Genomic DNA, 14,773 nt, shown 5'->3' with positions numbered 1-14,773 from the left:
TAAAAAGGCACTGCTTTTTTTGAGATAAGAAATCAAAACAATGAAGAAGTGTAAATTTATTCAAGCCCCTTTCATTATTTATTTAATTCCATTGCAACTTGTTTACCATTTACTAAAACCTCAGTTACTGCTACGATCACTTCTATCATTTTTTTCATCTCTCATCTCTCCTCGCTTCATTTCTTACTTTAAGTATAGGAGAAGAGAGATAATCCAACTATCGAAGTACGTGACGTAGAAATTACATTGTTGTAAGGAAGTGTTTCAGTTTTGTCACTTTATTCGGCGTTAATTACAAACTGATCATAATATTTTTCATTCACATATATATTTAATGCCCATAATCCAGAGGAAGGTAGTGACATTACGAGAGGGAGTTCCTTTATGGTTGTATCGACTGTATTTGAAGTAGTCCAAGTTTGTTTGGAAGTTTCTTTTTGAAAGAGTACTGGTGTTGGAGTTGTAGTTCCTTGTTTTAACGCGATAATAGATAGTTTTCCAGTTGGCATTTCAGGATCTAGGAAGAACCACATTATTTCATTTTGTTCATTTGCGATAATAGAGCTATCAGCCATTGCAATTTTTCCTTCAATGCCTTTTAAGGGCATCTTCCCCTCTGTAAAGGAAGGTGCTTCTTCCCAATTTACATCTTTTAAAACACTAAGATGAAAAAAGGAAGGTGCGTTAATTTGAGAGGATGACGTTTCTAGTATTTCTTTTTTAGGTACATTTGAATCTGGTTGCACTTGTGCGCAGCCAGTAATGAGGAAGGAGAAAAGTAGCATAGTTCCGATTTTTTTCATGGTGCCACACTCCTAATTTTTATTGTTAGTGTAATTGTATTTGCTAGCAGGCGGGACAATTCCTTTAAATCATAAAAAGAGGTCGTAAGTTTTGTACGACCTCTTTTGACATTTTCTATATTTGTTCAGTTGAAAAGGTTGGCTCTCTATCTTTTTGAGGCATTGTTAAGAAAATAACAGAAAGAACGATACATACTCCGCCTAATAATTGATATGCTCCAAAAGATTCATTTAGCCAAGCGATTGAAACGATGGCAGCTACAAGTGGTTCAATGCTAGATAAAATACTCGTTTCTGTTGCTGCTAAATATTTAAGACTACCGATATAAAGAAGGAAAGAAAGAGTGCCGCTTATAATGATAAGAATAAGCATAGAAAAAGTTTGAAGTGTGAAAGTTTGCGAAATCTGATTCCATCCAAAAGAACGATTACAAATAAGCAGTGCAATCCCTCCAATTAACATCCCCCAGCCAATTACTATAGTTGTTCCGCATTCTTTAATAAGAGAAGCCGGATGAAGGGTATAAAACGCAAAACCAATCGCTGTTAATAGGCCAAAAGTAATAGCGGCTTTAGATAAAACAATATTTTCAATTGAACCGTTTGTAATAATAAAGTATGTCCCTGTTAGAGCAGTGATAATTGCGATTATTTGCATAGAAGCAGGGAATTTCTTTTGCTCAAGCGCAACGTAAATTGTAATAAGAACAGGACCTAGAAATTGAAATAGTGTTGCTGTGACAGCGTTACTAATATGAACTGTTTCGATAAAAGCGTACTGCGCACCAAGCATGCCAAGAATAGAGAAAATTATAAGCTGTATAAAGTGTTTAGGGTGTTTCCAAATGTGAAATATGTTTTGTTTTTTAATAAGTAAGAAAGATAAAATGAATATTCCAGCGAGCAACAGCCGAATTGTTAAAAAATCAAGTGATGATACGTTAGTATGTTGAAACAGCCACTGAATCATGGGACCAGATAATCCCCATAGGGTAGCTCCTGTAATAATCATCATAAGTCCAATGCGTCTATCATTGTTCATTATCATGCATCTCCTCTCTAGTATTTGATTATTAATGCGTTACATGATAAAAGGAATTATATAGAACTTCTGGTACTGTAAAAAGTATCAGTTATGTGTTTTTGAGAGGGGTCAGTTATTGTGTTAGAATTAACGCCTAATTTGAATGCAAATAGTAAGACGGCATTGTATGTACAATTGTATGAGTATATAAAAAAAGAGATCAAAGATGGAACGATTCCGGCTTTTACGAAATTACCGGCTAAGAGGAAGCTAGCAACATATTTACAAGTGAGTAAAAATACAGTTGAAGCTGCTTATGAGCAACTTCTTGCGGAAGGATATATTGAGTCGATTTCTAGAAAAGGATATTTTGCATGTGAAATCGAGCAAATGATTCATGCGGAAGGTAGCGAAGAGGTAATAGGAGAAGCGCCTTTTCAAGATAAGGAGTATAAATTTGATTTCACTCAAACGGGTGTGGATACTAATACTTTTCCGTTTCATGCATATCGAAAAATTACGAATGAGGTATGGCAATTTGAAAATAAAGATTTACTTTTTATTGGACATCCGCAAGGAGAGGTAAGTTTACGAGAAGCAATCGCGAGCTATTTGTATGAATCTAGAGGTGTACGATGCGTAGCTAGTCAAATTGTAATAGGAGCGGGTACACAAATATTAGTAAAAATGTTATTTCAGCTGTTAAAGGGAAGTCGTTATGCAGTTGAGAATCCTGGGTACCATCGGAAAATGGTTGTTTTTGAGCAAGGGGAACAAAATGTCCAAATGTTATCTTTAGATGGAGATGGAATTTGTATGTCACAGTTAACTGATAGCCATGCAAATGTTGTATTTGTTACACCTTCGCATCAGTTTCCTTGCGGGATGATTATGCCAATTACGAGAAGAATGCAGCTTTTACAATGGGCGAAAAAAGAAGAAGGAAGATATATTATTGAAGATGATTATGATAGTGAATTCCGATATTCAGGAAAGCCGATTCCGGCGCTGCAAGGGTTAGATAGAGATGGGAAAGTAATTTATATGGGTACGCTGTCTAAAGCGCTATTGCCATCATTACGGATGAGTTATATGGTGTTGCCAAAACCGCTCATTAAGCAGTATCAGGAGCAATATTTATTTTATACACAAAGCGTTTCAAGAATGGATCAAGAGGTCATTAAGAAATTTTTAAATGATGGGCATTGGGAAAAACATATTCATAAAATGCGTGTTGTGTACCGAAAGAAGAGGGACCGTCTTGTTTCGGTAATAGAAAAATATTTTTCTAATGGAGTTGAAGTAATAGGAGAGGACTCTGGCCTACATATTTTATTAAAAGTGCATAATGGGATGGAAGAGAAAGAGTTAGTGGAAGCTGCAGCTGAGAGGAGTATTAAAGTATATCCTGTTTCGATGTATTATAAGGAAAGGACTTCCCCCGAAAATACAGTATTGCTTGGATTTGCGACTTTATTAGAGGAAGAAATTGAAGAGGCTATTCAATTATTATATACAGCATGGTTTACAAGGAAGTAAAAAAACATCCTCATAAATGGAGGATGTTTTTTATTATTTTTCTTCATCTAGGAAAAGAACCATATGCTCTTCATCCCAATATTGTCCGTTATATTTTAATGAACGTTCCTGCACACCAAATGTTTTAAATCCTAATGACTCATAAAGTTTTTTTGCACCATCGTTGCCAACAACAACATCGAGCATAACTTGCTCTACTTCTAGAGATTTAGCAAGTTCAAGACATTCCTTAATAAGTGCTTTTCCTGCTCCAAGTCCGCGTGCTTTTGGAGACACGTATACTGAACCAATTTTCGCTTTATGTTCTTGTTTTACATATGGTTTCGTTTCCAGTGTTGCAACTCCGATTAATTCTCCATCTTTAAATGCACCTAGTGTATAGTTCTCATCTTGTGCTAATTTTTGGGCTTTATATTCAATAGCACACTCTTTATTAATAATATCTTCATAAGAAGAGCTGAAAGCTTCCGGGTTTTGTTTTAATCCTTCTACTCGAAGTTCTAAGTAAATTTCTGCTTCGTCTTTTGTTAATACATGGATATCCAATTATATCACCCTCCAAATCTTTTACAGTTGTACCTATATTTTATATTGAAATAAAAATAATTTCAAAAGCTTAGCTTATATGAGCTGGTTTTATAAATAAAATAGCACCAGTAGTGCTGACTACTACTGGTGATTTTCCGCATATATTATTCAAAGGGTAATTCAATTATAAATTCTGTTCCGACTTCTAATTCGCTTTTAACTTCGATAGAACCATTATGAAGTTCTACAATTTCCTTTGCAACAGCTAGTCCAATACCTTTTCCGCCTGTAGCCCTTGTTCTAGATTTATCGACACGGTAAAAGCGATCGAAAATGTGTGTGATATCTTCTTTTGGAATACCTTCACCTTCATCTTGTACACTTATTGTAAAAGTATTCACACTGGTTAGTACACGTATTGTAATAGAAGTGTTTTCTGGCGAATGTTGATAAGCGTTGTGTAATAAATTTAACATCACTTGTTCCATACGCCTTTCATCTATACAAACTTCTAAATCTTCTTTGCAATATACATGAATTTGCATTTGTTTGTTCGTTAATGTTGTTTTTGTTTTCTCAACCATTCGCTCTAAAAATGGTCTAAGAAGCATTTTTTGTTTTTTTATAACAAATTGGTGCTGTTCTAATTGTACAAGCATAAATAAATCTTGTACAAGATCGGTTACACTATCTGTTTCGTCTTCAATGATTTGTAAGTATTCTTCACGTTCTTCTTTCGTTAAAGAGTCTCTCTTTGCTACCTTCGCATAACCTTTCATATAGGTTAATGGAGTTAATAATTCGTGAGCGACACTAGCGAGGAATTCATTTCGTTCTTTTTTCATATACGTAAGTTCACTAGATAAATCTTCAATAGTTTTTGCTAAGCTTCCAAGTTCATCATTTCGTTTAATTCCTAATTGAATTGGCTTGTTCAATTTGGACATTTTTTCAGTAGCTCTTTTCATCTTTATAAGAGGTTCTGTAATAACCCGAGAAAAAACAAAGACAGAAATAGTTGTTAAAATAATTGTCAAAATACTAATGATAATAAATTGATCCATGAGTTTAAGTAACATATTTTCTAAGAAAGATGTCTTTAATAACATATGTAAGTTACCTTGAAATCCATTTATTTCAAGTGGGCTTACTGTTGAGATGAATTTCGATTTTTTCCAGTTTTTTTCTACAATCAACCCGTTTTTAGGAATAGTTTCCGTTTTACAAGTAAGTTGCTTTTGCATTTCTTTCGTTACGGGTTCTGAGGTGGAAATGATTTTGCCGTTATTGTCAGTTATAATGATAGTGATATCGGTATTAGCAATTAATTCTGAGCCAATTAATTCTTCAGCTGCATGCTCGATAGTGAACTCTTGATACCAAGGGCGTTTAGGGCGTTCAATGTTTGGATTTTGTTTAGAATGTTCATTCCATTTTGCACGGTTTACAATTTTGTCACGATACCGATTACCTTTCTCTAATAGAGCAACTGTTTCCTCTTCAACCCGCATTTTTGAAAGGCTTTTATAAAAAGATACGAAAGCAATTGTTTCAATACATAAAGCTAATATTAAAAAGTATGTCCCAATTTTAAGGGAAAGTTTACTCATTTTCTCACCATACCTTATTTTATATAAAGTGAAACTTTGGAGATTTCACGGATTATTATCCTGCATTAATTGGAGCCTTATTGCCCATTAATGCAGGATAAAGGATCAGTGGTATACTATTATCGACTGACCAAATTAATTATTCACTTTTCCATTTATATCCGACTTTATAGACAGTTTCTAAGTAATCTTCAACTGGAAATCCTTTTTTGCGTAACTTATCCCGTATATTACGAATATGTGAATCGATAGTTCTGTATTCGATGTCTGTTTGATAGCCCCAAATCTTCTCGATTAAATCGTCTCGGCTGTAAGCACGGTTTGTATTTTGTAAAAATAGTCCGAGCAACGAAAACTCAATAGGAGTTAGTGAGATTTTTTCATTATAAGCTGTAACAGTATGTTTCGTTTTATCCCACTCAATACCATTGAAGCTAACAAAGCCGTCTTTCTTTGTGCGGCGTAATATAGCCTCGATTCGCGCGACTAATACATGTTCATCGAATGGTTTTGTAATATAGTCATCTGCTCCCATTGTTAGGCCTTTGACCATATCGTAGTTTTGGTTGCGAGCTGTAAGCATAATAATTGGAACGTTGGAAATTTGACGGATTTGATAGCACGTATCCCACCCGTCCATATTTGGCATCATAACATCTAATAAAATAATATCGAAGTCCTTCTGTTCGATTAATTCTAGCGCTTCAAGGCCAGAAGTAGCTTTCATACAAAAATGGCCACGAGGACTTAAGAACAGATCTAATAATCGTAACATACGTTCTTCATCGTCTACCAATAAAATTTTCACCATAATCTTGTGCACCCCAAACTATTCATTCTACTTGTATAGTTTACATGAAAATAATAAAAAACTCTTTTTATGTGATTAAATGGATGGCTGATTTTTTCAATCAGGGCAATTGACATAAAAAATGCACTAGTTTTGCACAACTATTTTTTATAATAGAAAACGTAGCGACACAAATACCCTATGTTGCGACATAACGTCATGTCATTTTATTTATAAAATGACAATTCCATTCTATTGTGTATGTGAGATAGAGAGGGTTTTCGTATTCACCTCGCATCGGATAAGAAAAATTTCCTATCTCACACTTTTTTTAAAAGGGGATTGTACACATGAGTAAAAAAGTAGAGCATTTACAAAAAGAAAAGCAAGATCGTAATGCGGTTGTAATGTGTGTTGCGGTATCTATGCTTATTATGATAAGTTGTGTAAATAAATTTTTCGGGATTTTATAATAGAAAAAAAGCTTATTGCCTCTTAAGGAGCAATAAGCTTTTTTTATGTATTCTATATAATAAACCAAGGTAAAATTGCTAATCCAGAAGTTACAATTGCTGTAGCACATATTAAAAAGATAGCTCGTTTGTTTTGTTTCATGTCATATTCTCCTCTACATATCAATTGCATCATGCTATACGTTCATTTAATAATCAGCGGGAGATGGATCCTCTTTGCTGAGTAAAGTTTCACTTTATCCCGCTATTTGCGGGCAGTAAGACTCCCATCTCAAAATTCAGTGGGGGATGGAGCTCCCAACTGAGTAAAGCTTCACTTTATATTTTTAGTATAACGAATGGAAAGGATTGGAACGATCGATAAAGGTGACATGAAGATTACATTGTTGTAATGAAAAAAGCATCTTAATTAATAAGAAGATGCTTTTGAAAAATTATATTAAAATGTTAATTATTTAAGAATAAAACCATATGCTCTTCGTCCCAATATTGGCCATTATGTTTTAAGGACCGTTCTTGCACGCCGTAAGTTTGGAAGCCGAGAGACTCATATAATTTTTTTGCAGCAGTGTTATCAGCAACAACATCAAGCATGAGCTGTTCTACATTTAATTTATCGGCATTTTCAATAATCGCTTTAATTAAAGCTCGTCCTGCACCGAGACCACGTGCTTTTGGAGAAACAAAAACGGAGCCGATTTTTGCCTTATGCTCTTGCTTAATAAATGGCTTTGTTTCTAGAGTAGCAATACCGACTAAATCATTATCTTTGAAGACACCTAGAGTATACTTATCCGGATTACTTAATCGCTTTGCCATGGCAGCGACAGGGTTTTCATGTTTAAGAACATCTTCATAAGAAGAGCTAAAAGCCTCAGGGTTTTTCGTTAAACCTTCCATACAAACTTTCAAATAAATTTCTGCGTCCTCTGTTGTTAATAAGCGAATTTCCATAGTTGTAACCTCCTTGGTTGATCCTAATTTAATCCATTAACTCTTATAAGAATAAGGGTAGCTAAATACATTCTGTGATTATTCTTTCTTAATTTGTAAAAGAATGAAAAGATATATGCTACTATGTTTTCATTTTATTTATGTAATGAAATTGTATATTAACTTTATTAACTATTCAAGTGTTATATATATTACATTTTTATAACTAAAATACCTCCTCAATTGAGGAGGTATTTTTTAATTATTCGATTGATAACCATCGATTCGTTCTGGATGTGTATAAATATTGCAAGATTCATTTCGAATGAATCCTACTACGGTAATGCCTAAATCGTGAGCGAGTTGCAATGCTAGTTTAGTTGGAGCTGATTTAGATAGGACAATTTCGCAACCAATTTTTGAAACCTTTAACAAAATTTCAGATGAGATTCGTCCGCTAAACGCGATGATTTTCCCTTGAACAGATATATTGTTCCGTAAACAATGACCGTATATTTTATCTAGTGCATTATGTCTTCCGATATCCATTCTTGATATGAGAATATTTTTTCGATCGCATAACGCGGTATTGTGCACACCACCTGTTTGGCGAAATGTAGTTGAAGATTGTTGTAAGGAAGTCATTAGGTGAAAGCATTCTTCGGGAGTAATAGATATATGTATATCGTGTAACTTTTTTGCTTTTGCGGCATCATTGACGAAAACAAAACCTTGTCTACTTTTTCCGCAACAAGAAGTTACGTATCTTTTATTATATAAAGTTTGATAGAGTGGATTAATTTTTGATGATTTTACATGGGCAATTCCGTTTTCCTTTTGAACCCATAATTCCTCAATATCTTTATAAGAAGAAAGAATTCCTTCAGAAATTAAAAAACCAATTACCATATCCTCAATGTAATTAGGAGTACATACAACCGTTACGTATTCTTCGCCATTCAACTTAATTGTAATAGGAAATTCTGTCACAACATCATCAGTTTGTTTTGAAAATGTACCGGATTGATAGCGTACAATTGTATACGTTTCTTGAGTAGGCCCCATATTAAATTCCCCTTTATATGTATTTTTCCCCATATTTATCATAAAACATCGGAAAAATAAAAGCATCTACTATCAGAAAGATGGCAGATTATTTTGGTTATTATTGTATATGTACGATATAATAGATTAGTAGAATAGTGACATTTTCAAGCTTGCGTAGCTATACCTTATAACATCGAGAATCGACTTCATAAGAAAAGTATTTCAACAGAGCGTTTCAAAAATATGTACAGAAATACGTTTTTGAAAACGGATTCATAATCGTATTGTACAGTGAGTTGTAAGGAGAGGGGAAACTATGACAGAACAGACAGTCCGTGTAACCGTTGATGGTAAAGAACTTTTTGCATCAGGTGAAAAGACGATACTCCAATTATTTAATGAAAGTAATTTAGAACATCCTCAAATTTGTCATGTACCAGAGGTAGATCCTATTCAAACCTGTGATACATGTATTGTAGAAGTAGATGGGAAGTTAATGCGTGCTTGTTCAACTAAGCTAGAGAATGGTATGCATATTGAAAGACAATCGCAGCGTGCTAAAGAGGCGCAGACTGAGGCGATGGATCGAATATTAGAGAATCATTTATTGTATTGTACAGTATGTGATAACAATAATGGTAACTGTAAAATCCATAATACAGTACATATGATGGAGATTGAAGAACAGAAATATCCGTATGAACCGAAAGTAAGTGCATGCGAGGTGGATACATCGCATCCATTCTATCGATACGATCCAAATCAATGCATTGCTTGTGGACAGTGTGTAGAAGTATGCCAAAATTTACAAGTGAATGAAACGTTATCAATCGATTGGAGTTTAGACCGTCCACGTGTTATTTGGGACAATGGTGTAAGTATAAATGACTCATCTTGTGTGAGTTGTGGGCAATGTGTAACAGTATGCCCATGTAATGCGTTAATGGAAAAAACAATGCTGGGTGAAGCAGGATTTATGACAGGTTTAAAACCAGATGTGTTGGATCCAATGATTGATTTTGTAAAAGATGTAGAACCTGGATATAGCAGTATTTTAGCGGTTTCAGAAGTAGAGGCTGCGATGCGTAAGACGAAAGTTAATAAAACAAAAACAGTTTGTACATTTTGTGGTGTAGGTTGTTCATTTGAAGTATGGACGAAAGATCGTCAAATTTTAAAAGTACAACCTGTTTCAGATGCACCGGTTAATGGTATCTCTACATGTGTAAAAGGTAAATTTGGTTGGGATTTTGTAAACAGTGAAGAGCGTATTACAAAACCGTTAATTCGCCAAGGGGATATGTTTGTTGAGGCTTCATGGGAAGAGGCTCTTGAAGTTGTTGCATCTAATATGCAACATATTAAGTCAGAATACGGTAGCGACGCATTTGGTTTTATTTCTTCTTCTAAAGTAACAAATGAAGAAAACTACCTTATGCAAAAACTAGCCCGTCAAATATATGGAACGAATAACGTAGATAACTGCTCGCGTTATTGCCAATCTCCAGCGACAGACGGTTTATTTAAAACTGTCGGTATGGGTGGGGATGCTGGAACAGTAAAAGATATTGCTGAAGCAGGTCTTGTTATTATTGTTGGTGCAAATCCAACAGAAGGTCATCCTGTACTTGCAACTAGAGTAAAGCGTGCTCATAAATTACACGAGCAAAAATTGATTGTAGCAGACCTTCGTAAACATGAAATGGCAGAGCGTGCTGATATATTTGTTCACCCGAGTCAAGGAACGGATTATGTATGGCTTGCTGGTATTACGAAATATATTATTGATCAAGATTGGCATGATAAAAAGTTCATAGCTGAAAATGTAAAGAATTTTGATGAATATAGCAAAATGCTAGAAAAGTATACGCTTGATTATACTGAGAAAATTACAGGGATTTCTAAAGATAACCTTAAAGAGATGGCTCGTATGGTATATGAAGCAGATGGTACTTGTGTACTTTGGGGAATGGGTGTAACTCAAAATACAGGAGGAAGTACAACGTCAGCTGCAATTTCAAATTTACTGCTTGTTACGGGCAACTATCGTCGTCCTGGTGCAGGTGCGTATCCGTTACGCGGACATAATAACGTACAAGGCGCTTGTGATATGGCAACATTACCGAACTGGCTTCCAGGTTATCAAGCAGTTTCGGATGATGTGCATCGTGCGAAATTTGAAAAAGCATACGGTACTACCATTCCGAAAGAACCGGGACTAAATAATATCGCAATGTTACTAGCAGCGGAAGAAGGAAAACTGCGTGGTATGTATGTTATGGGAGAAGAAATGGCTTTAGTAGATTCAAATGCCAACCATGTACAACATATTTTAGCGAATTTAGACTTCCTCGTTGTTCAAGATATGTTTTTATCGAAAACAGCTCGTTTTGCTGATGTTATTTTACCGGCAGCACCAAGCTTAGAAAAAGAAGGAACATTTACAAATACAGAACGCCGTATTCAAAGATTGTATGAAGTATTGAAGCCACTTGGTGATTCTAAGCCAGATTGGTGGATTTTACAAAAAGTAGCTCGTGCACTGGGCGGAGACTGGAATTATGGAAGTCCAAGTGAAATTATGGATGAAATTGCATCGCTTGCCCCGTTATACTCACAAGCAACGTATGACCGTTTAGAAGGCTGGAATAGTTTATGTTGGGGTAGCCATGATGGTAGCGATACACCATTATTATATGTAGATGGATTTAACTTCCCGGATAAGCTAGCTCGTTTATCATTAGATGAATGGGTACCACCAGTAGTAGCACCAGATGAGTATGATTTACTATTAAATAATGGCCGTATGCTAGAGCATTTCCATGAAGGAAATATGACGAATAAGTCAGCTGGCATTTTATCTAAAGTGTCTGAAGTATTTGTTGAAATTTCACCTGAACTTGCTAAAGAACGCAATGTGAAAGATGGCGGTCTTGTAGAATTAGCATCACCATTTGGAAAGATTAAAGTACAAGCGCTTGTTACAGATCGTGTAACTGGAAATGAGTTATATTTGCCAATGCATGCGACAGTAAATGAAGAGGCAATCAATATTTTAACAGGGACAGCAACAGACATTTATACTTGTACACCAGCTTATAAACAAACGATGGTGAAACTACGCGTATTACGTGAAAAAGGGAATCGTCCGTTACCATCTTCAAACCCGAGAGATAAAAAACGTCATCCGCAAAATGGTGTTGAAATTGAGCAAAAGTGGCAAAGAAAACAATACGTATCACTTGTGGACCAGAATTAGGGGGCGGAGATCATGGCAAAAGAGATTACTTTAATAAAAAAGAAGGTTGTAACAGAAGAAGAAAAGAAACAGCAAGTAACAGATGAACTGTTAAATGAGCTAGCTGAAAATAGGGAAGCAGTAGAAGAGACGATGCAGCTATTAGGACAGTTGCAAAAAGCTGGAATTTTAGATGCAGCGATTAGTTTACTTGCTGCAAAAGAAGATGTTTCCAAAATAGCTGTTGAACAATTAAATCGTGAACCAGTAAAAAATGCATTAAACAATATGATGGGGGCGGGAGAGGTGTTATCTTCAGTGGACCCAGAAATAACGAAACAAATAACATCTAGTTTAGTCACTGGATTACAATTTGCAACGGATGAGCTGAAAAATGGAAAAAAAACAAAAGTGATGGATTTCTTTAAGGTATTAAAAGATCCAGATATCAACAGGGCGATAACATTTGGTTTTAGTTTCTTAAAAGCATTTGGACAAGGACTAGAGAAAAAATAGAGTGAGTGAAAAAAGTGATGGAAGTAGCCATCACTTTTTTCATTATATGTATAAGAGTGTTCATGTTAAGCGGAATATATTATTATTAAAAAGATGGATTGAAATTGGAAATGTGGAATCCATCTCAAATATAGTTTTAGAATGTGGAGGAATATATGCAACACCGTAAAAGACTATCTATACCAGGAGTAATGAGACATTCCTTTCAAACTGTACAATTTGCTTTTTGGAATGTGCTAACATTTCAGCTCGTCTATAAATTGTTAGCTGCAATCGTATTTATCCCCCTCTTAGGTATTATTTTCAATAAGTTATTGTACTTTGGTGGTTATGCAAATGCGACAAATGATGAATTAGTAGCATTTTTGAAAACACCATATGGGATTTTGGCGATTGTAATTTTATCGATACTAGCATTGTTTCTTATTTTTACGGAATTTGCAGTGCTTATTATTATTTCGTATTTCGCTCATAAAAGGCAAAAGGTAAGATTACGTCCGATTTTGTATAAAACAGTAACGTATTTACCTTCTCTTTTTACATATTGCTTACCAGGATTTGTGTTGTATGCAGTTGTGCTATTACCGCTATTAAGTATGGGATATAAATCTGCATTAATTCCTGAAATTCAAATTCCTAATTTTATTACAGGTGAACTATTTAAGACGACAATGGGTCAGGTTGGCTATTATGCTTTCTTTGCTGTAGTTGCTTATTTAAATCTTCGTTGGATTTTTGTGTTACCTATTATTGTATTAGAAGAAAAACCATTTCGCACGGCAGCACGTAAAAGTGCGAACTTAGTAAAAGAAAGCTTTTTTAAAGTGTTGTTCTTTTTAGTAGGAGTTTTCATCTCTGTAGGAATGGTCTTTCTTTTATTTATAGGAGTGTATTTACTCTGTTTATGGGGCGTATACGAATTTACGAACCCAGAAGGGACATTTGCGCTATTAGCGGAGTCAACGATTTCAGTCTTCTTAACGAGTACATTGTATTTATTCAGCTTCATTATGACGCCGTTTTATATTATGGCGTTAACAAGATTATACTTACAGAAAGTTTCGGTTGAAGATGTTTTATTAGAAGAAGGATTAGATTATTCAAAAACAAAAGCAGATAAATGTTTCTTTAAAAAACACCGTTGGAAATTTATTGGTGTATATATCGTGGGGATTATTACTGCTGGAATGATCGTTGCCTTCATTGTGACCTTTATTTCAAACACATATAAAGAACCAATTATTATGGCGCACCGTGGATATATATCAAAAGGTGTAGAGAATACGAAAGAAGCAGTACAAGGTGCCATTGATGCAAAAGCAGACTATGCAGAAATAGATGTTTTGCAAACGAAAGATGGCGAACTAGCGGTCATACATGATTTGAAGTTGAAACGTCTTGCGAATGCGAATGTGCATGTATCGGATTTGACGATGGATGAGCTAAGAAAGCTTACTCTTAGTCAAGATGGATTCTCGGGACAAATAAGTACACTTGATGAGATCATTAAGCTTGCAAAAGGCAAAATAAAACTTAATATAGAAGTGAAACTTCACGGTAATGAGACGGATTTCGTAAAGAAAGTACTAAAAACAATTAAAGAGAACGATTTTGAGAAACAATGTGTAATTCAAACGTTACATTATCCGCTTATTAAAGAGTTTAAGCGTGCAAATCCGGATATAAAAGTAGGGTATGTATTGTTTGCAAGCAGGGCTAATTTAAAGAATGTACAGGCGGATTTCTATGTAGCAGAAGAATATATGTTAAATAAACGCCTAGTGAAAGAAGCGAGAAAGCTAAATAAACCACTTTACGTATGGACAGTAAATGATATGGAAAGTTTAAAGGCATATTATAAGTTAAACGTGGATGGTATCATTACCGATTACCCTGAAGACGCACGCGAAACAATTAAGATGTTAAAAGAGCAAGAAGATCGTGAAAGTGACATGTTTGATAAAATTTCTGAAACGACAGAAGATTTATTCTCAAAGTTATTTATAAGTTATCCAGCTGCTGGCTAAATGCTAGTAGCTGTTTTTTTTATGAAAAGAATATATTTCTAAAGTATTGTACAAAGTAATAAGTGTATATGTATACGTAACTACTTAGTTTTTTTGCATTGTTACATTATTGTCAAATAATAAATAATTACTATGCGTTTTGAATGGATATAATGTAAATAGAGTGATAGATAATGCGATGGTACAAATAACCCAACAGAATCAATGTTTCGTATATTTACACTATTCTAAATATATAAACTTTA

At 34.7% G+C, this 14,773-nt stretch carries 12 protein-coding genes; 5 read left to right on the top strand and 7 right to left on the bottom strand.

What is annotated here, in order from left to right:
• Positions 1-278: 278 nt before the first annotated feature.
• Both ACP6L7_RS25095 and ACP6L7_RS25090 read right to left on the bottom strand, forming a co-directional pair.
• The gene (locus tag ACP6L7_RS25095; protein ID WP_097832274.1) at positions 279-803 is read right to left on the bottom strand and encodes a DUF4871 domain-containing protein; all 525 of its coding nucleotides are present in this window, start codon (positions 801-803) and stop codon (positions 279-281) included.
• 115 nt (positions 804-918) lie between these two features.
• Positions 919-1,845, bottom strand: a complete 927-nt coding sequence (locus tag ACP6L7_RS25090; RefSeq protein WP_097832275.1) for a DMT family transporter — start codon at positions 1,843-1,845, stop codon at positions 919-921.
• A gap of 120 nt (positions 1,846-1,965) precedes the next feature.
• Between ACP6L7_RS25090 and pdxR the strand changes: the two genes are divergently transcribed.
• Positions 1,966-3,366, top strand: a complete 1,401-nt coding sequence (pdxR, locus tag ACP6L7_RS25085; RefSeq protein WP_097832276.1) for a MocR-like pyridoxine biosynthesis transcription factor PdxR — start codon at positions 1,966-1,968, stop codon at positions 3,364-3,366.
• Positions 3,367-3,399: 33 nt separating this feature from the next.
• Here the strand turns inward: pdxR and ACP6L7_RS25080 are convergent, their stop codons facing one another.
• The 3 genes from ACP6L7_RS25080 to ACP6L7_RS25070 form a co-directional block, all read right to left on the bottom strand.
• Positions 3,400-3,912: a GNAT family N-acetyltransferase gene (locus tag ACP6L7_RS25080; protein WP_000351210.1), complete on the bottom strand. Its 513-nt coding sequence runs from the start codon at positions 3,910-3,912 to the stop codon at positions 3,400-3,402.
• Between the two features lie 146 nt (positions 3,913-4,058).
• Positions 4,059-5,504 (bottom strand): HAMP domain-containing sensor histidine kinase, encoded by a 1,446-nt coding sequence (locus ACP6L7_RS25075; RefSeq protein ID WP_097832277.1) that lies wholly within the window; start codon positions 5,502-5,504, stop codon positions 4,059-4,061.
• Between the two features lie 139 nt (positions 5,505-5,643).
• Positions 5,644-6,315, bottom strand: a complete 672-nt coding sequence (locus tag ACP6L7_RS25070) for a response regulator transcription factor (protein ID WP_097832278.1) — start codon at positions 6,313-6,315, stop codon at positions 5,644-5,646.
• A gap of 329 nt (positions 6,316-6,644) precedes the next feature.
• Here ACP6L7_RS25070 and ACP6L7_RS25065 point away from each other — a divergent pair, with 329 nt between their 5' ends.
• A complete protein-coding gene (locus tag ACP6L7_RS25065) occupies positions 6,645-6,767 on the top strand; it encodes a hypothetical protein (RefSeq protein ID WP_002125145.1) in 123 nt (40 codons plus the stop codon).
• Between the two features lie 447 nt (positions 6,768-7,214).
• Here ACP6L7_RS25065 and ACP6L7_RS25060 read toward each other — a convergent pair whose 3' ends face one another.
• Positions 7,215-7,721, bottom strand: coding sequence for a GNAT family N-acetyltransferase (locus tag ACP6L7_RS25060; protein WP_097832279.1), 507 nt, complete (start codon positions 7,719-7,721; stop codon positions 7,215-7,217).
• A 237-nt stretch (positions 7,722-7,958) separates the two neighbouring features.
• Positions 7,959-8,765 (bottom strand): formate dehydrogenase accessory sulfurtransferase FdhD, encoded by an 807-nt coding sequence (fdhD, locus tag ACP6L7_RS25055; protein ID WP_097832280.1) that lies wholly within the window; start codon positions 8,763-8,765, stop codon positions 7,959-7,961.
• Between the two features lie 298 nt (positions 8,766-9,063).
• Here fdhD and fdhF point away from each other — a divergent pair, with 298 nt between their 5' ends.
• From fdhF to ACP6L7_RS25040, 3 genes are all read left to right on the top strand, one after another.
• Positions 9,064-12,006: a formate dehydrogenase subunit alpha gene (gene fdhF / locus ACP6L7_RS25050; protein ID WP_097832281.1), complete on the top strand. Its 2,943-nt coding sequence runs from the start codon at positions 9,064-9,066 to the stop codon at positions 12,004-12,006.
• 12 nt (positions 12,007-12,018) lie between these two features.
• Positions 12,019-12,501, top strand: a complete 483-nt coding sequence (locus ACP6L7_RS25045; RefSeq protein WP_097832282.1) for a helical membrane plugin domain-containing protein — start codon at positions 12,019-12,021, stop codon at positions 12,499-12,501.
• Between the two features lie 155 nt (positions 12,502-12,656).
• Positions 12,657-14,528 (top strand): glycerophosphoryl diester phosphodiesterase membrane domain-containing protein, encoded by a 1,872-nt coding sequence (locus ACP6L7_RS25040; protein WP_097832283.1) that lies wholly within the window; start codon positions 12,657-12,659, stop codon positions 14,526-14,528.
• Positions 14,529-14,773: the final 245 nt, after the last annotated feature.

Source organism: Bacillus silvicola, from assembly GCF_050524305.1.
In the GTDB taxonomy this organism is placed as follows: Bacteria; Bacillota; Bacilli; order Bacillales; family Bacillaceae_G; genus Bacillus_A; species Bacillus_A cereus_AT.
The sequence above is the reverse complement of the archived record's forward strand: the minus strand, read 5'-3'. Positions and strand labels throughout refer to the sequence as shown.